At 71.5% G+C, this 16,605-nt stretch carries 13 protein-coding genes; 8 read left to right on the forward strand and 5 right to left on the reverse strand.

Annotated elements, in window-relative coordinates; genetic code table 11:
• Nucleotides 1–91: 91 nt before the first annotated feature.
• Nucleotides 92–2,152, reverse strand: a complete 2,061-nt coding sequence (gene tkt / locus OG361_RS00305) for a transketolase (RefSeq protein ID WP_405851215.1) — start codon at nucleotides 2,150–2,152, stop codon at nucleotides 92–94.
• Nucleotides 2,149–3,147, reverse strand: a complete 999-nt coding sequence (locus OG361_RS00310; RefSeq protein ID WP_405851216.1) for a glycosyltransferase family 2 protein — start codon at nucleotides 3,145–3,147, stop codon at nucleotides 2,149–2,151. The genes tkt and OG361_RS00310 overlap by 4 nt, the downstream gene beginning before the upstream one ends.
• Before the next feature lie 427 nt (nucleotides 3,148–3,574).
• On the opposite strand from OG361_RS00310, the gene OG361_RS00315 reads away from it, so the two are divergent.
• Entirely contained in the window at nucleotides 3,575–4,843 is a 1,269-nt protein-coding gene (locus OG361_RS00315) for an FUSC family protein (RefSeq protein WP_405851217.1), read from the forward strand.
• A gap of 207 nt (nucleotides 4,844–5,050) precedes the next feature.
• Here the strand turns inward: OG361_RS00315 and OG361_RS00320 are convergent, their stop codons facing one another.
• Nucleotides 5,051–5,953: a transposase family protein gene (locus OG361_RS00320; protein WP_405851218.1), complete on the reverse strand. Its 903-nt coding sequence runs from the start codon at nucleotides 5,951–5,953 to the stop codon at nucleotides 5,051–5,053.
• 98 nt (nucleotides 5,954–6,051) lie between these two features.
• On the opposite strand from OG361_RS00320, the gene OG361_RS00325 reads away from it, so the two are divergent.
• The 7 genes from OG361_RS00325 (at nucleotide 6,052) to OG361_RS00355 (ending at nucleotide 13,988) form a co-directional block, all read left to right on the forward strand.
• The gene (locus OG361_RS00325) at nucleotides 6,052–6,417 is read left to right on the forward strand and encodes a glyoxalase/bleomycin resistance/dioxygenase family protein (protein ID WP_405851219.1); all 366 of its coding nucleotides are present in this window, start codon (nucleotides 6,052–6,054) and stop codon (nucleotides 6,415–6,417) included.
• Nucleotides 6,418–6,586: 169 nt separating this feature from the next.
• A complete protein-coding gene (locus OG361_RS00330) occupies nucleotides 6,587–6,847 on the forward strand; it encodes a hypothetical protein (RefSeq protein WP_405851220.1) in 261 nt (86 codons plus the stop codon).
• 846 nt (nucleotides 6,848–7,693) lie between these two features.
• Nucleotides 7,694–10,033, forward strand: coding sequence for a beta-N-acetylglucosaminidase domain-containing protein (locus OG361_RS00335; RefSeq protein WP_405861974.1), 2,340 nt, complete (start codon nucleotides 7,694–7,696; stop codon nucleotides 10,031–10,033).
• 436 nt (nucleotides 10,034–10,469) lie between these two features.
• Nucleotides 10,470–10,628, forward strand: coding sequence for a hypothetical protein (locus OG361_RS00340; RefSeq protein WP_405851221.1), 159 nt, complete (start codon nucleotides 10,470–10,472; stop codon nucleotides 10,626–10,628).
• A gap of 482 nt (nucleotides 10,629–11,110) precedes the next feature.
• Complete coding sequence (locus tag OG361_RS00345; RefSeq protein WP_405851222.1) at nucleotides 11,111–11,509, forward strand: DUF2188 domain-containing protein; 399 nt, start codon at nucleotides 11,111–11,113, stop codon at nucleotides 11,507–11,509.
• A gap of 431 nt (nucleotides 11,510–11,940) precedes the next feature.
• On the forward strand, nucleotides 11,941–13,149 hold the full coding sequence (locus OG361_RS00350) for a cytochrome P450 (RefSeq protein ID WP_405851223.1): 1,209 nt from the start codon (nucleotides 11,941–11,943) through the stop codon (nucleotides 13,147–13,149).
• A 47-nt stretch (nucleotides 13,150–13,196) separates the two neighbouring features.
• A complete protein-coding gene (locus tag OG361_RS00355; protein ID WP_405851224.1) occupies nucleotides 13,197–13,988 on the forward strand; it encodes a crotonase/enoyl-CoA hydratase family protein in 792 nt (263 codons plus the stop codon).
• Between the two features lie 162 nt (nucleotides 13,989–14,150).
• Here the strand turns inward: OG361_RS00355 and OG361_RS00360 are convergent, their stop codons facing one another.
• Nucleotides 14,151–14,666 carry a hypothetical protein gene (locus tag OG361_RS00360; protein ID WP_405851225.1) on the reverse strand — a complete coding sequence of 172 codons (516 nt, stop codon included), beginning with the start codon at nucleotides 14,664–14,666 and terminating at the stop codon, nucleotides 14,151–14,153.
• Nucleotides 14,667–14,790: 124 nt separating this feature from the next.
• Nucleotides 14,791–16,551 (reverse strand): sodium:solute symporter family transporter, encoded by a 1,761-nt coding sequence (locus tag OG361_RS00365; protein ID WP_405851226.1) that lies wholly within the window; start codon nucleotides 16,549–16,551, stop codon nucleotides 14,791–14,793.
• Between the last annotated feature and the right edge of the window lie 54 nt (nucleotides 16,552–16,605).

Raw genomic sequence — 16,605 nt, forward strand, 5'->3', positions numbered from 1 at the left:
GACCCGACGGAAAACCTCCCCTCCCGGGTTTTCCGTCGGGCGCCAGGAGTGCACCGGCCGGCCTCGGAAGGCTGCGCCGGGCCGGGCCCGGTCAGGGGCCGGTGTACGCCTCCGCTTTCGCGAGGCTGGCTCGGGCGGCGGCCACGACCCGGTCCACGGTGAGGCCGAACCTTTCGTAGAGGACTTCGTAGGGCGCGCTGGCACCGTAATGCGACAGGGCGACTATTTCCCCGTACTCGCCGACGAATTCACGCCAGCCGAGGGCGATCCCGGCCTCCACCGACACGCGTGCCCCGACCTCCGGCGGCAGGACGCGGCGGCGGTAGGTCGGGTCCTGCTCGGCGAACCACTCCACGCAGGGCATCGACACCACCCGGGTCGCGATCGCCTCCGCTTCGAGCAGTTCGGCCGCCCGCACCGCGAGCTGCACCTCGGATCCGGTGCCGATCAGAATGACCCGGGGCGTCGGAGCCGAGGATTCGACGAGCACGTAGCCGCCCCTGGCGGCGTCGGCGGCGGCGTCGGTCGGCCGGTCGAGCACCGGCAGATCCTGCCGCGACAGGAGCAGGCCGGCGGGACGGTCGCCGCGTTCGAGGATGGTGCGCCACGCGGCCACGGTCTCGTTCGCGTCCGCCGGGCGCACCACGTCGAGCCCGGGGATCGCGCGCAACGCGGCGAGGTGCTCGACGGGTTGATGCGTCGGGCCGTCCTCGCCGAGGCCGATCGAATCGTGCGACCAGACGTACGTCACCGGCAGCCCCATCAGGGCCGCGAGACGCACCGCCGGGCGCATGTAGTCGGAGAAGACGAGGAACGTGCCCCCGTAGGGCCGAAACCCGTAGAGCGCGAAGCCGTTGAGGATCGCGCCCATGGCGTGCTCGCGGACGCCGAAGTGCAGGTTACGGCCGTAGGGCGAGCCGCCCTTGGGCTCGGGCAGGAAGCTGTCGGCGCCGTGGATCACGGTGCAGTTGTTCCCGCCGAGGTCTGCGGAGCCGCCCCACAGCTCGGGCAGCGTTCCGGCGACCGCGTTCAGCACCGCGCCGGACGCCGCGCGGGTCGCCGTCCACGTACCGGCCGGGAAGGCAGGGAGCTTGGACGTCCACCCGTCCGGCAGGCCCCCGCTCATCATCCGGTCGAGGAGTTCCGCGGCCCGCGGATTGCCGGCGCGCCACTTGTCGAACCGCACGTTCCAATCCCCGCGCTCCTCACGGCGCCGCTCAGCGCCCTGACGCGTGTGGCGGAGCACGTCGTCGGGGATGTGGAGGGTCCGGTCCTCGGGGAGTCCCAGCAGGCGCTTGGTCGCCGCCACCTCGTCGGCGCCCAGCGGCCCACCGTGCGATTTCGCGGTGCCCCGGGCGTTCGGCGCCGGCCAGGCGATGACGGATTCGACCGCGATGATCGACGGACGGTCGGCCTCGTCGCGCGCCGCGCTCAGCGCGCCGTGCAGCGCCGAGAGGTCATTGATGTCCCGGACACGCTGCGTGTGCCAGCCGTAGGCGTCGTAGCGTGCGAGCACGTCCTCGCTGAACGCCAGATCGGTGTCGCCCTCGGTGGAGATGTGGTTGTCGTCGTAGAGGAGGACGAGGTTGCCGAGCCCCTGATGGCCGGCGAGGGAGGACGCCTCGCTGGTCAGCCCCTCCTGGAGATCGCCGTCTGACGCGATCACCCAGACGGTGTGGTCGAACACGGACCGGCCGGGCGGGGTGTCCGGATCGAACAGACCGCGCTGCTTCCGCGCCGCCATCGCCATGCCGACCGCCGTCGCGAGGCCCTGGCCGAGAGGCCCGGTCGTCATCTCGACGCCGGGTGTGCGGCCGTACTCCGGGTGCGAGGGGGTCGGTGATCCCCACTGCCGCAGGCGCGCGAGATCCTCGACGGACAGCTCGTAGCCCGAGAGGATCAGCTGAACGTAGAGCGCCAGGCTCGTGTGCCCGCACGAGAGGACGAACCGGTCGCGGCCGATCCACGCCGGGTCCGCCGGGTCGTGCCGCATCAGGTGTTGAAAGAGCAGGTAGGTCGCCGGGGCGAGCGCCATCGCCGCGCCGGAGTGGCCGCCGCCCGCCTGCTGGACGGCGTCGGCTGCGAGGGCACGACTGACCGCGATCGCCTTGTCATCGAGATCTGACCATTCGAGGGCGGTCTCGGCGCTCACTGTGCTGGTTCCCTTTCGTTCGCGGTGGTGTGTGGGGCCTCGTTCACGAGCTGCCGGATCTCGGCCAGCTCGCCGCGGACCAGATGGTTCATCAGACGTCGGTCCGCTGCGGGCAGGGCCCCGATGAGCTCGGCGGGTACCCGCTCGACAAACGAGCGCGCCAGCGACAGCGCCTCGGCCAGGGATCGCTCGTCATGCAGCTTCAGGCCGTCGAGCGCGTCCCGGATATCGCCGCGGCACATGTCGTCCGCGTACGGGAGGATGAGGTCTTCGGCCAGCCCCGTGATGACGTCGAAGGTGTCGACCACCATGCGCATGCAGGCGGCGAGGTTCGCGGGCTCGTCGCGCCGCTGGGTGATCGAGGGCGCGCCGGCCTCGCGGATCCGCCAGTAGTAGACGACCTCCGAGAGGACGTCGACCGCCGAGGCCTCGATGTGCGCGCGCATCATGACCGGCGCGTCCTCGTACGCCGGCAGCACGAAGGCCAGCTCCCGCGAGGTCCAGAAGGAGCGGCGGAACACCTTGTTCCACACCATGCGGTCGCGTACCAGTGCGGTGTGGCGGCGGATGTGGGTGCGGTGCCGGTTTCCCGCGAACACGTCCCGGTATCCGGGGTGGGGCCGCACGCCGGTGCTGTCGATCCGCCGCACGTCGCCGGTCGAGAAGTCGGATCCGGAGGCTTCGAGCGAGGCGATGTGGGCGGCGTACGCGCCGGACGGCACGATGTCGTCGCCGTCGCAGAAGGCGAGATACGTCCCGCGCGCCGCCCGCGCGCCGGTGTTGCGGGCGGCGCTCAAGCCGGAGTTGCGTTGCTCGAGGACCCGTACCCGGGAGTCCTTGCGCGCCCACGCGTCGGCGATCCGGCGGCTGCCGTCCGCCGAGCCGTCGTCGACGACGATGATCTCCGTGTCGTCGATTCGCTGGCCGACCAGCGAATCGAGACAGGCGGAGAGGTAGAGCTCGACATCGAATACGGGTACGACGATGCTCAGCATCGGTGGCATGGTGCTTCCGGTCCTTCCTCAGCGGTGCTGCGGCGGCGGCAGAGCGCTTCGGAAGAGTACGAAGCTTCCGGCGTGTTCAACACCGGTGATCGTTCAGGCAGCGGAGACGAGGCCGTGGACGGCGTGGGGCGTGTCCGGACGTTCGTCGACCGGCCGGGGCGCACCCGGCCCGCGGTGTCCCGGAGCATGGCACTCGCACCGGTGACCACAGGCCGGCGGGCGCCCTCCCGGCACCTTCTCGGCACGCCGGGCTTCACGAGTCTCCGGTCGTTCCGGGGAGGATCCGGACAAATTCGTCGGGTGGTCATCGGCGCGTCGACGCGCGCTCGCGGTCGACACCGCGAACGATCGCGATTCGACGGCACGGGGGCGGGAAGGCGCCTCCAGCACGCCGCCACCGACCGGAGAAGGAGTACGCATGCCGCGCCCCTCCGACTGGTTCGTCCACCCACGCCGATGGCCATGGTGGCAGCGCTGGCGGCGGGACCCCTTCGTGGTCCAGACCGTGCGTTCCACGGCCGCGGCAACGCTGTCGTACGTGGTCGCCCTCCAGCTCAGTGCCGAACCCGCGCCTCTGACGGCCCCTCTGACCGCCCTGCTCGTCGTTCAGGTGACGCTGTACTCGACGCTCAAGACGAGCCTGCGGCGGGTGAACTCCGTCGTCGTCGGCGTCCTCATCGCCATCGCGTTCAGCGCGCTCGTCGGGCTGACCTGGTGGAGCCTCGCCCTGGTCATCCTGGCGTCGCTGGTCGTGGGGCGGTTCGTCCGGGTCGAGGAGTTCATCCCCGAGGTGGCCATCAGCGCGATGCTCGTGCTCGGTGTCACCCAGGTCGCCAACACCGCGTGGGACCGGGTCCTGGAGACACTGATCGGCGCGGTCGTCGGTCTGCTGTTCAACGTCTTGCTCGTGCCGCCGGTCTGGGTGGACACCGCAGGGGACTCGATCGTGGACCTGGCCCGGCGGATGCGCCAGCTGCTCCTCGACATCGGTGAGGAGCTCACCGACCCCTACCGCCGTCCCGATCCCGAGCGCGGTCCCGAATCCGCCGCCTCGCCCGCGCCTGCGGAGCGGGCCGTCGCGCGTCTCCACGAAGCGCGGCTCCTCGACAACGACGTCGCCGACGTCGACGCCGCCCTGCGGCAGGCGGAGGACAGCCTCCGGATGAACCCGCGCGTCAAGGAGGGGCTGCTGCACCGCATCGTGCTGCGCACCGGGCTCGACACCCTGGAGATCTGCGCGGTCGTGCTGCGCGTCCTCACCCGTACCCTGACGGACCTCGCCAAGGACCGGCACGGCGCGGCACTCTTCCGCGAGGAGACGGCCGAAGCCCTCCAGGAGACCGTACGGCACCTCGCTGACGTGCTCGTGACCTTCGCCGTCCTCGTCACCTCCCACTCGAGCGCCGGCTCGGAGCGGGCGGAGGGCCACCTCGGCGAGGAGCTCCGAGCGGCCCGTGCCGCCCGTGACCGCGCCGCCGGGATGCTGCGGAGCGAGGCGGAGGACGATCCCGGCCACTGGCAGCTGTACGGGGCCCTGCTGGCCGAGATCGACCGCGTCCTCGACGAACTCGACCCGGACCACCGGGGGCGCCGCCTCATGGAGGAACTGGACCGCCACACCCGGGCCCGCGAGGAACGCCGCCGCCGGGTCACCTCCCTCGCGACGCGGGCGCGGCGCGTGTCGTGAGGGAGGGCGGTGCCGGCCCTCCCCCTCCCTCTTCCCCCTCCCACACCTGCTGAGAGGGCGCGGGGGCCTCGGACCAAGCTCCGTCAGGTCATGTTCCATCTGGCCGGAGCCAAGAACGGTTCCGGGCGGCCGGGCGTCACAGCGCTAACGACCTTGGGAGCGATTGACGTGCGGGCATGCTCGCCTGGCGGTTCGGCTGGTGGGTGATCAGCAGGCGGTCGGGCGGGCGAGCACGAGCTCGGTGCTCGGCTTTCGACAGGTGGTCCGTCGTGCGGAGCGGTCGGAGACCAGGCCGGCGATGGCTAGGTGGGTCTCGGCGTAGATCTCCCGGCGCCCGGTGAACCGCTGCAGCGGTCGCCACTGCTTGAACTCGGCGTTCGTGTGTTCCACACAGATCCGCCTGGAGGACTGGCGGCGCCGCTGCTCGCGCCAGGCGTGGTGTTCGCTCAGCGGCGCGTCGTCCTTGGGCTTCTTCGGAGGGGCGCTGACCTGGGCAGGGAACTCGTTGACAAGGCCCCGGTAGCCCTCGTCGACCTCGGCCCGGACCCTCGGGTGTCGGTGGAACTGTTCGGCGATGCCTTCGGTGCGGACGGCCGTCTGGTCGTGCATGCGTCCGGGGCGGATCACACCGCTGAACAGGGTGCGGCCCTGGGCGTCGCTGAAGGTGGTGGTCTTGATGGTGTTCTGCCGCTTCTTGCCCGACACGAACGCTTTGCGGCCGGGGCGGCCCGAGCGTGGACGGCGGACCTGGACTTCGGTGCCGTCGATCCGCAGCCGGACACCCTCGGCGTCGGCGTAGGCGAACAGGTCCTCCAGGGTGCGCAGTCGCAGGCCGGGGCGGTCGGGTACGGCGAAGCCGCGGGCGGCCAAGAGCGTGCGGACCTCGCGGATCGCCCCGGACACCGTCGAGCGGTCCACGCTGTAGAGCTCGGCCAGGGCGACATGCGGCAGTCCCAGTCGAAGGTGGACGAGTGTGACCAGCAGCCGGTCAGTGAACGCGAGCCGCTGCTTGGGGCCGGCTCCGGGTGCCCTCCTGCGGTCCCCGCCGCGCCGCTCGCGCAGGGACGACTCCCGGGCGGCTTGCCACTTGGGTGCGAGTTCTTCGAGCAACTCGCCGAAGTGTGCACGAGAGACCCCGGACAGGGCAGGATGGGAACAGGCCGCACGGGCCCAGGCAAGCCTCACAACTCGCCCAACCCGTGCGGCCCTTGCTGCGTTACGGTTCAATCCCCGTCAACGTCAGCAAAGGCCAGGAACCGATGAGTGACCCGAAGCCAGTCGGCGTGACCTTGCTGGTGCTGTACTCGCCGCAGCTTGAGGAATGCTGGCGCTTCTACCAGGGCCTTGGCCTGGACTTCGCCGCGGAGCGGCACGGCCAGGGCCCCGAGCACTACGCCGCGGTCCTTCCAAACGGCATGGTGTTCGAGCTCTACCCAGCCCGCCCTGGACGTCAGACGGACGCACTGCGCCTCGGCCTGGCCGTCGACGGCAGCACGGCTACTCCGCCACTCACGCCAGGACGCCACATCCTCACCGACCCCGACGGCCGCACGGTCGAAGTCCACTCAACCTGAGCACCGTCAATCGCTCCCCAGGTCGTAAGACAGCCCAGCAGGGCGTCAGTCAGTGGCAGAGCCACGACCGCCGGAACCCGCGTTCGAGTATGAATGTCAGTGGTGGCTCGTAGCGTCGTCAGTGCGAGGGCCGGAACAGCCCGGCCCGCCGAATGCACGGGAGCAGACCATGGGAGAGATCTTCGTCAACGCACGGCACATCGACCATCTCCTCCACGACCCCAGCAGCGCGTACGGCGCCCCGTACCAGCGGGCCTACGTCGAGCTCGCCGTGTCGCACCGCGGCCGGCCGGTCGACGAGATCGTGCCGCTGCTCCGCGCGGCCGCCGACCGTGCCCTCCTCGGCTTCACCGGCGCCGACCTCATCGAACAGGCCGGGGCGATCAGCAGTGGCGCTCCGTACGAGCTCCGAGTCCACATCACTGGGTAGCCGCGGGGGGGGGGATGCGCCTGGAGCGACGTCACTCAGGAGTTCGCGCGGCCTTGGTGACATCGTCCCGGACATGACACTGCGGTCGGCGGTGGCTGGACAGTACCTCCCCTCCCGTCTGGTCCCGAGACCTCCCGGCCGGGCAAAGCAGCGAGCCCGCGCTCGAATCCGCGTCCGTGGCCCGTCCCGCCCGTGCCTCGCGGCCCACTTGCCGTAGACGTCGCGCCACTGGCCGGTGACCCTGTTGGCGTCCCGCCACTCCAGATCGGCGTAGGACGTCGCCCCGTCGGGCTTGATCTTCACCTGCTTGAGCGTGCCCGCCGTCCAGACCTTGGCCGCATGCTTGCGCGCGTCGTCGAAATTCGACTCGTCGTCCCACGCGATCTCGCTGCCGTCCACGGAGGAGCGGCCAGCAGCCGGGGCGGCCGCCCGCCGGCCTTCGACCGCGACGTCCACAAGCGGCGCAACGTCGCGGAACGGTGCTTCAACCGCTTGAAGCAATGGCTCGGAATCGCCCCCGCCACGACAAGACCGCCGAGTCCTGTCAAGCAGCCGTCACCCTCGCCCCACTCCTCATGCGGGCGTGACTGTTTGACGACAACTCCTGGGGCCGGAGCGCCGGCTGCCCCAGCCGGACGACAGACACGGTAAGTGGTCTAGACAATGCGTGAGGCATCGTGCGAGCGTGTACCGCTCACACTTTCGCAACATCCTTGTCAAATACCGCAGTTGTGCAGGGCTGCCACTTCGGCAGCACTGCCTCTCCCCCCGTCGGAGGCAGCCGTGAAAAGACCCCGCTCTCTCCTCAGTACCTCGCTCCTCGTCGTCGGGCTCGCCGCCGGACAGATGAGCCTGGGACAACCGGCCCACACCGCGCCGGTACGCACCGCACCCGCCGTCGCCGCCCCCCTTCCCCCTGTCTCCCCCACACCCCAGTCGATCGGCAGGTCGGGGACGGACGCCGTGGTCACCGGGCGGGTCCTCGTCGCCGCCGACGACCGCACCGACCCGGCCGCCCTCGACCGCCTCGTACGCGAGCTGCGGGCCCACGGCGCCGACCGGGTGGACGTCGTGGCGCCCGGTCACACCGGTCCGCGCGGCCTGCTCACCGTACGGCTGGGGCCCGCGTCGCGGCCCGACATCGCCGCGGCTCTCGACGGCACGAACGTCCCCGGTCACGCCGAGGGCTACGCGCTGCGGGTGACCGCGGACGCCCCGGAGCGGCAGGTCGCGCTGGGCGGCACGGACGCCTCCGGCCAGTACTACGCCGTCCAGACGCTGCGACAGCTCTTCGTCCGCACCGCCGATGACGGCTGGAGCATTGCGGGAGCCCGCGTCAGCGACCACCCCTCCATGCCTCTGCGCGGCACCATCGAGGGCTTCTACGGCGCACCGTGGACCCCGGCCGAGCGCCTGGACCAGATGGACTTCTACGGCGACGTCAAGGCCAACACCTACGTGTACGCCCCGAAGGACGACCCGTACCACCGCGACAAGTGGCGTCAGCCGTACCCGTCGGACAAGCTCGCCGAGCTGGGCGGGCTGATCGAGCGGGCGAACGCCAACCACGTGCGGTTCACCTTCGCCGTGTCGCCGGGCGCGTCCATCTGTTACTCCGACCCCGCGGACCGCGCCGCGCTGAAGGCGAAGCTGCAGGCCGTCCACGACCTGGGCGCCCGGGCGTTCTCCATCCCATTGGACGACATCAACTACACGTCGTGGAACTGCGACGGGGACCGGAGGACCTACGGGTCTCCAGGGCGCGCCGCCGCCGCACAGGCGCAGGTGGACCTGCTCAACGACGTCCAGCGCACCTTCGTCGCCTCCCACCCGGGGACGCTGCCCCTGCAGATGGTGCCCACGGAGTACGGGGACCTCGACGACTCGGCGTACAAGCGGACCCTGCGGGCCGCCCTCGACCCCGCGGTCGTCGTCATGTGGACCGGCACCGACGTCGTCCCGCCGTCGATTACCAACGCGCAGGCGGACGCGGCCTCGAAGCTGTTCGGCCGCAACGTCTTCGTCTGGGACAACTACCCGGTCAACGACTTCGGCGCCACCAGCGGCCGACTGCTGCTCGCCCCGTACGACAAGCGCGAGGCCGGGCTGTCCGCGCATCTGAACGGCATCGTCGCCAACCCCATGAACCAGCCCTACGCCAGCAAGATCGCGGTGTTCGGCGCGGCCGACTTCACGTGGAACGACCGCGGCTACGACGCCGGCGCGAGCTGGACGCGGGCCACGAGCTATCTCGCGGGCGGCGACGACGCGGCGGCCGCGGCGCTCCGCGTCTTCGCGGACCTGGAGCACCTCGCGCCCACCTTCGGGGCGACGCCGTGGCAGGAGCAGGCACCCGAACTCAAGCGCCGGATCGAGCGCTTCTGGGCGGAGTGGAGCGCCGGCCGGCGTACCGAGGCCCTGGCCGAACTGCGGACCTACGCCGTCTCCGTCGCAGAGGCCCCGGCGCTGATCCGCGGCGGCGCCGTGCAGGCGGGCTTCGTGGCCGACGCAGACGCGTGGCTCGACGCCACGGAGCTGTGGGGCCGGGCGACGGTCGCCATGGTGGACGCCGTCGCCGCACGTCAGGCGGGCGACCAGGACCGTTCGCAGACGCTGCTCGCCCACTCCCGTGACCTCCAGGAACAGGCCGGGGCGGTACGGGTCGACCCGGCACGCAACACCTGGGGGAAGGCCCGGGTGAAGGTCGGCGACGGCGTCCTCGACGCCTTCCTCGTACGATCCGACGTCATGCTGGAGCTGTGGGACGTGGCCGGCGGCGGCGAGAACCTCGCGCTGAAGGGCACGGCGCGGGCGTCCAGCGTCGAGGGCAACCTCGACCGGCTGGCGGCCCGCCACGTCAACGACGGTTCCACCGGCACCCGCTGGGCATCCGGGTACGGCGACGGCGAGTGGGTGGAGGTCAAGCTCGCGACGCCGGCCAGGATCGCCGCGGTGACCCTCGCCTGGGAGGCGGCGTGCGCGGCCGAGTACCGCATCGAGACCTCCGACGACGGCGTGAACTGGACTCCCGCGGCCACCCGTCGGCCGCCCTCCTGCGGTAACGACGTCATCCGGCTCACATCCGACAGCCCCGTCACCCACGTCCGCATGCAGGGCGTCGCCCGCGCCACCTCCTGGGGCTACTCCGTCTACGAGATGGCCGTCTACGGCGCTCCCGTGACGTGACGTCCTCGCCCCGCAGCCACTCGCTCGGATCACGGTGACACCCCCCGGTGTCCGTCGGCTTCGCCGCCGGGCACCGGGCGATGTGATCCGCGAAGGGGCAGCGGCTCCCCGTGGCATGCCACCCGCCTCGCGCCGGCTCACCGCTGCGGCCCCATTTCCGGGCCGGGCCGGAGTTCCCCCTCACGGAGCCGATCGGCGTGCTGCACCACGCGGACGAGCTGCGGCTTCACGCCCACGGTGACGGGCTTGCTGACGGCCCCGGGAGTGGCCGGTTCGGGCGTCACCCACACGTGAGCTCCGCCGCCGGTGTCTCCACCAACCCACCACAGTCACTTACTGTGATGGGTGCGTACCGAACGTTACCCGCCCCGGCAGTCGACAGCGGGGAGATCCGCTGGACCGAGAAGGGCCATGTACGACCAGGCACGCGAGTGACGTGACCCAGCGCACCTGGATCACGGCCGGCACCGCAGCCATCGCCCTCGGCCTCTCCGGCACGGCGTACTACGTCCTGGCCGCCGACGCCACCGTGACGACCTCCGCCGTGTTGTGCGTGCCGCCGACGCCCTCAAGGACACCGCCTCCGGCACCCTGACCGTCGCCCAGTCCGTCACCCGCAGCGGCACAGGCACGTACACGACCCGACCCGAACGTTTGGCGTCGCCGTCAGCCCTCGACGGCCGCCCCGGGCACGGAGCCGACGGATCTTGGATGAGATCTCCGTCAGCGCGCGGCACATCGATCACCTCCTTCAGGACCACGCACGCTCGTACGGCGCCCTTTCCCGCAGTGCGCGCCGTACGGGCTCCGGGTCCGCGGCACCAGGCACCAGGCACCAGGCACCAGGCACCAGGCACCAGGCACGCAGGAGGGTGCGATCACGGGCCGGGTCCGCATAGCCTGGGAGCACGTCCAGGGGGACTGGAGGAGCGTGGATGCCTCGTCCGTTTTGGTCCGGAGCCGTCTTGTTTGGCCTGGTCACGGTACCTGTCAAGCTTGGAGCCGCGACCGGGAAGCAGGACGTGCCCCCGTGGCAGGCGCATATGGAGGACGGGCGCGTTCGCCCTGGTGGAGACGGTGTCCGTCGACTCGGTCGACGAGCCGAAGACGACCGACCACTACACCGGAGCGCTGCAGGAGTCCGGCAACGGAAGTCCACCTGGAGGCAAGGAGAAGATCATGGCAGCGAAGCGGACCGTGTACCACGTCGCACCGTCCAGCGAGCGGGCGGCGGCCGCGGGCGTGAAATGGCAGGTCGCGGGCAGGGAAGGCCGCCGACTGCTGCACGAGCCGCACCGAACACAGAAGGACGCGATCGCCTCCGCACGCGAGCATGCCAAGGAGCACACCCCCGCGCAGGTCGTCGTCCATGCCCGCGACGGACACATCCGCACCGCGTACACCTACGGCGACGCTCCCGCGGCATCCCCCGATGAGCGTGGCCGCAAGGCAGAGGAACGCGGGGGCCTCTTCTAGGACATCCCCACCCGCTTCGCGCCGCAGCCGCCGGCGGCTATTCTCGCGTCCCAGTCGGAAAGCGGGCCGTCGGCGACGCACGTCCGCGCTTCGGGTCTCATGGGCGAATGATCGGCTGCGTCCGTCACCGCGGGCAAGGCGTCTTCGCTGGTCAGGCTGCCCGCTGCCGCGGAGACGACGCCTTGTTCGCGTCGACGTCGGTTGTGGGTGTCGGTTCCGTCCAGCGGGACGACTTCGAAACCACAGCCGGGCCGGACGCTGCCACCAGTGAGGGGCTTTGCCTCAGTCAACTTCCTCGAGCTCGGCTAAGGACCCATAGCGAACGTCCCCCGCGGAACGGGTTGCGCCAGGAGGGACCGTTTCTGCCGCATCTCATCATGTGTGCCTTCGTTGGTGTGGTGTCTGTCGAGAAACGCCGAACCGGAGATGCCGTGCCTGCTGAAGCCTTCGCCCGACCGCCTGCCGACCTGCTGGCGGCGCGGGTGCGGGATCCCTACCCGTACTTCGCCTGGCAGCGCCGCCACGCACCCGCCCACGTGGAACGCAGGCCCGGCCGGCCCGCGGTGTGGCAGATCTCCCGGTACGAGGACGTGCGCGCCCTGCTCACCGACCCCCGTCTGAGCAAGGACCCGGGCCGAGCTCCCGGTTACGTGCCGGGGCCGGCCGGTCTCAACCGGCATCTGGTCCACGCCGATCCCCCGGACCACACGCGGCTGCGGACCCTGGTGAACACCGCGTTCGTGCCGCGTCGCATCGCTCTGCTGGAACCTTTCATCACCGAAGTCGCGCACCGGCTGCTGGACCGGGTCGAGAACAGCGTGCACGTCGACGTCATCGCGGACTTCGCGGCCCCGCTGACGTTCCGGATGATCTGCGCGATCCTCGGCGTTCCCGAGCACCTGGACAACGCCGCGACCAGGGACACCCTCATGGCCACCATCGCCCCCGACACGTCCGCGGACCCGGGCCGCGCCGAGCGGGACCTGCACGACCTGCTGGACGCCCTGATCGCCGGGAAGCGGTCCGGGCAGGAGAGCGGCGGCGTGGACCTGCTGGGCGCCCTGGTCCGGGCCGGCGACGAGAGCGGTGCGATGAGCGAGGAGGAGCTGCGCTCCACCGCCTACCTGCTGCTGCTGGTCGGCCATGACACCACCATGAACCTGATCGGCAACGGGATGCTCGCCCTGCTGCACCATCCGGCCGAGGCCGCGCGCCTGACCGGGCCTCAGACAGGGCCAGTGCTCCTGGCGAGCGCGGTCGAGGAGCTCCTGCGCTACGACTCCCCCGTGCGGGACGCGACCTTCCGGTGCGCGGGCGAATCGATCCGCCTGCACGGGCGGACCATCCGTGAGGGGGAGATCGTCAGCCTTCTGATCGGGTCGGCCAACCGGGACGGGCGGCGGTTCGCCGATCCGGACCGGCTCGACCTCGGCCGGACGCCGGGCGATCACCTCGCCTTCGGGTACGGGCCGCACTTCTGCATCGGTGCGGCCCTCGCCCGCCTCGAAGGCGCGGTGGCCTTCCCCCTGCTGCTCGAACGCCTGGGCACGGTGCAGTTGGCCAAGCCCGCCGACGAGCTGCCCTGGCGCCCGGCCCGCGTCATGCGCGGACTCGCCGCGCTGCCCCTCGTCCGGCAATGACCCCTCCCGCCGACACCGCCCTCTCCCCCGAGCTGGAAGGACACACGATGAACACGGAAACCATGGAAGAGGTGGTGCTGACCGCGCGGCGCGGAGGCGTCCTGGTCATCACCCTCAACCGGCCCCACGTCCGCAATGCCGTCGACCAGGCCCTGGCCGAGGCCGTCGATACCGCACTCACCCTCCTGGAGACCGATCCGGAACTGGAGGTCGGCGTCCTGACCGGCGCGGGCGGCCACTTCTGCTCCGGTATGGACCTCAAAGCCTTCCCCGACGAGGGAGTACCGCGGATCGCGGACCGGGGGCTGGCCGGACTGACCCGCGCCCGCCGGTCGAAGCCGCTCATCGCCGCCGTCGAAGGGGCGGCGGTGGCGGGCGGCTTCGAACTCGTCCTCGCCTGCGACCTGATCACCGCCGCCGACACCGCGTTCTTCGCCCTGCCCGAAGTCGCCCGCGGCCTCGTCGCCTCGGAAGGCGGAGCCATCCGCCTGCCCGCGCGCCTCCCGCATCACCTGGCCATGGAGATGCTCCTGACCGCATCGGCGCTCCCGGCCGCGGACGCCGCCCGTCACGGACTGGTCAACCAGCTCACCGGCGAGGGCGAAGCCCTCGACGCCGCGATCGCTCTCGCCGACCGCATCCGCGTCAACTCCCCGCATGCGGTTCGGATCACCCGGCAGGTCGTCGACACCACTCGCGGCCTCGACGACCATGAGGCCTTCACCGTCCAGGACCCGCTCACCGGCCCCGTCTTCGCCACGGCCTCGGCAGCCGAAGGCACCCGCGCGTTCCGCGACAAGAGGCCCCCAGCCTGGACCACTGCGCCGCTGCCCCGCTGACCCCTGCGCCACTGCCCCACTGACCCGCTGACCCCTGCGCCGCCGACCCGCTGACCCGCTGAGCCGGGTCGCCAGGGAAGGGTCCACACTCTGGCGCGGCACACTGCCGAGCAGTCACCGCGCAAGGCTGAGGAGCTGAGCTTCTTCCTCTGGGCCAACGTGTCATCGAGTCCGAGCACTCCCGTACGGGCGTACGGGAGTGCTCAAGCCCGGCGCCTGCATGCGCTCCTCCGCCCTGCGCGGCGCGTTCAAGGAGGAGTACGCCCCCCGGGGCGAGTCCATGACGATGCTCCCGCCCCATCGGCTGACCTCGCCCGTGGAAGGTGAAGGGGAGTACGGCCGCCGGCCAGGTACTCCCCCGCCACCTCGCCTCCCGGCTACTCGGGCGCCAGCGGCAGCGCCACGGTTCTTCCACGCGGCCAGCTGCGTGTCGTCCACGGGCTGCATCTTGCCCTGGAACATCAGCACCTGGCCGTCCTTCACCACCTCGCCGTCCTCCCAAGCCTGGGTCGCGAACACATACGTCTCGCCGTCCACCAGCCGCTGAGCAGGCTCCTCGTCCGGCGCGAACGTGACACGCACCGTGCCCCGCACGTCCCCGCGCAGTACCGAGACCACGTCGACCCGGTAGATGTCCGTCGTCCAGTGCTCAATCTCCCGCCGCTCCTCGAACGCCACCACGCGCCCCGTGAAGACGTCCTCGGAGTGCGGCGCCGTGCCCGCCGGTTCACGCCCCCACGGCCGAGGCCACGCCGCCAGGGCCGGGTACCGCGCTCGGCACCCGGCCCGGACACCAGCGCCGTCATGGTCGGCTCCTGCCCGGTCTCGATGGGCGGGCCGAGGCCGGGGCTGTCGATGCCGCGACGGGCACCTCGGCGAGTTCCGGGCCGTGATCGTCCCGGGCCGTACCCGCCGTCTCGGGCGTGGCCCGTCGGCGACGCGGGAACAGTCCCGTGCCGCGGAGCACGACGGTGTCACCGCCGGGGTGGGAAGGCCTGCCCGTGACGCTGCCCAGCCAGCCGAGGGCGAAGCCGACCGGGATGGAGACCGGGGCGACGGACTGGAGGGGGAGCCAGGCGAAGTCGTGGTGAGGGAGGAGCGACGAGGGGAGGCCCGAGACCACGGGAGTGAAGGCCTGGAGGACGAGGACGCAGGCGGCGCCGCCCGCGAGCGTCCACAGCAGGCCCCGTTCGGTGAAGCGGCCCCAGAAGAGGGAGTAGACGAGGGCGGGCAGGAGGCTGGAGGCCGCGAGGGCGAGGGCCACCCAGCTGAACATCTGCATGTTCCATGCGAGGGCCGCGTACGTGAGCGCGATGCCCGCCGCGCTCACGGCGACCGCGCCCCAGCGGGCGGTGCTGATCTCGACTCCCTTGTCCTGTCCGTCCGTGCGACGCAGTGCGTGCCGGTAGAGGTCGTGGCCGATCGCGGCCGAGGCCGTCAGGGTGATGCCCGCGATGACGGCGAGGGAGGTCGCGAAGACGGCGGTGGCGACGAGGACGAAGAGCACCGCTCCCGGCGCGGAGCCGGGGCCCCCGGCGAGGGTGCCGGTGGTGAGCATCAGCGCGCCGGTGCCTCCGGGGCTCACCGCGGCCAGCTTCGCGCCCCCGACGGTCGCCGCGGCGCCCAGACCGATCAGTACGGTGAACACGATGACGGTCCCGACCACGAGCAGCGCGCCGCGGACGGACCGGCGCGCCGCCTCGGGGCCGGGCGTGGCGTGCAGGCGCATCAGGACGTGCGGCATCACGGCCGCTCCGAGCACGATGCTGAGCTGCAGCCCGACGAAGTCGAAGGTCCAGCTGGCGCTCGGGTTGGAACGCTGGAGGAGCCCCGGCCGGAAGTACGCCGGACCGGCGCCGTTGGTGGTCTCGGCGGCGTCCAGCAGGGCGGCCGGATTCCAGCCGAAGCGGGAGAGGATCGCGCCGACGAGAAGGGTCAGCGCCACCAGGACGACGACCGACTTCGCCGTCTGGAGGGCGGTGGCGCCGCGCATCCCCCCGACGGCCGTGGCGCAGGTGATGAGTACACCGGTCATCACGGCGATCGCTCGCTGGGCGCCCACCGTCTCCAGGCCCAGGAGCTGCGCGGTCACCAGCGCCACCGCGGAGAGCTGCACGACGAGGTAGAGCAGACATACGAGCAGGGTGACGACGGCCGCCGTGACCCGCACCGCCGTCCCCGGCGCCCGGTCCGCGAAGACGTCGGCGAGGGTGAAACGTCCGCGCGCCCGCAGGGGTCCGGCGAGGAAGTACAGGACGCCCAGGGCGGCCAGAGTGCTGCCCGCGACGAACAGGCCGTCGAACCCCATGAGGGCGACGGTCCCCGCCGTGCCGACCACGGTCGCCGAGGAGACGTAGTCACCCGCCAGCGCGAGGCCGTTGCGCAGGGGTTTGTTCCGGCGTCGGCCGACGTAGAAGCTCTCCGCCTCCTCGCGCTGCGGCCCCAGGAGCAGACAGGCGAAGAGCGCGGCGACGACGACGAGAAGGAAGCCGATCAGGACCGCGCTCCGCGTGTCACCGGCGGACACGGACGGCTCGGCGGCGAGGAAGACGTAGGCGGTCATGGTTCTCCGGGGCACGGGGGGGGAGGCGGAAGGGCCCCACGAGAACACGGTCCG

It is taken from the genome of Streptomyces sp. NBC_00090 (assembly GCF_045160815.1).
GTDB lineage: Bacteria > Actinomycetota > Actinomycetes > Streptomycetales > Streptomycetaceae > Streptomyces.

What these genes read in the sequence shown, in the direction of transcription:
- OG361_RS00355 (WP_405851224.1), top strand. Translation starts at nt 13,197, where the DNA reads ATGAACACGGAAACCATGGAAGAGGTGGTGCTGACCGCGCGGCGCGGA.
- OG361_RS00310 (WP_405851216.1), bottom strand. Translation starts at nt 3,147, where the DNA reads ATGCTGAGCATCGTCGTACCCGTATTCGATGTCGAGCTCTACCTCTCC.
- OG361_RS00315 (WP_405851217.1), top strand. Translation starts at nt 3,575, where the DNA reads ATGCCGCGCCCCTCCGACTGGTTCGTCCACCCACGCCGATGGCCATGG.
- OG361_RS00365 (WP_405851226.1), bottom strand. Translation starts at nt 16,551, where the DNA reads ATGACCGCCTACGTCTTCCTCGCCGCCGAGCCGTCCGTGTCCGCCGGT.
- OG361_RS00335 (WP_405861974.1), top strand. Translation starts at nt 7,694, where the DNA reads ATGAGCCTGGGACAACCGGCCCACACCGCGCCGGTACGCACCGCACCC.
- OG361_RS00330 (WP_405851220.1), top strand. Translation starts at nt 6,587, where the DNA reads ATGGGAGAGATCTTCGTCAACGCACGGCACATCGACCATCTCCTCCAC.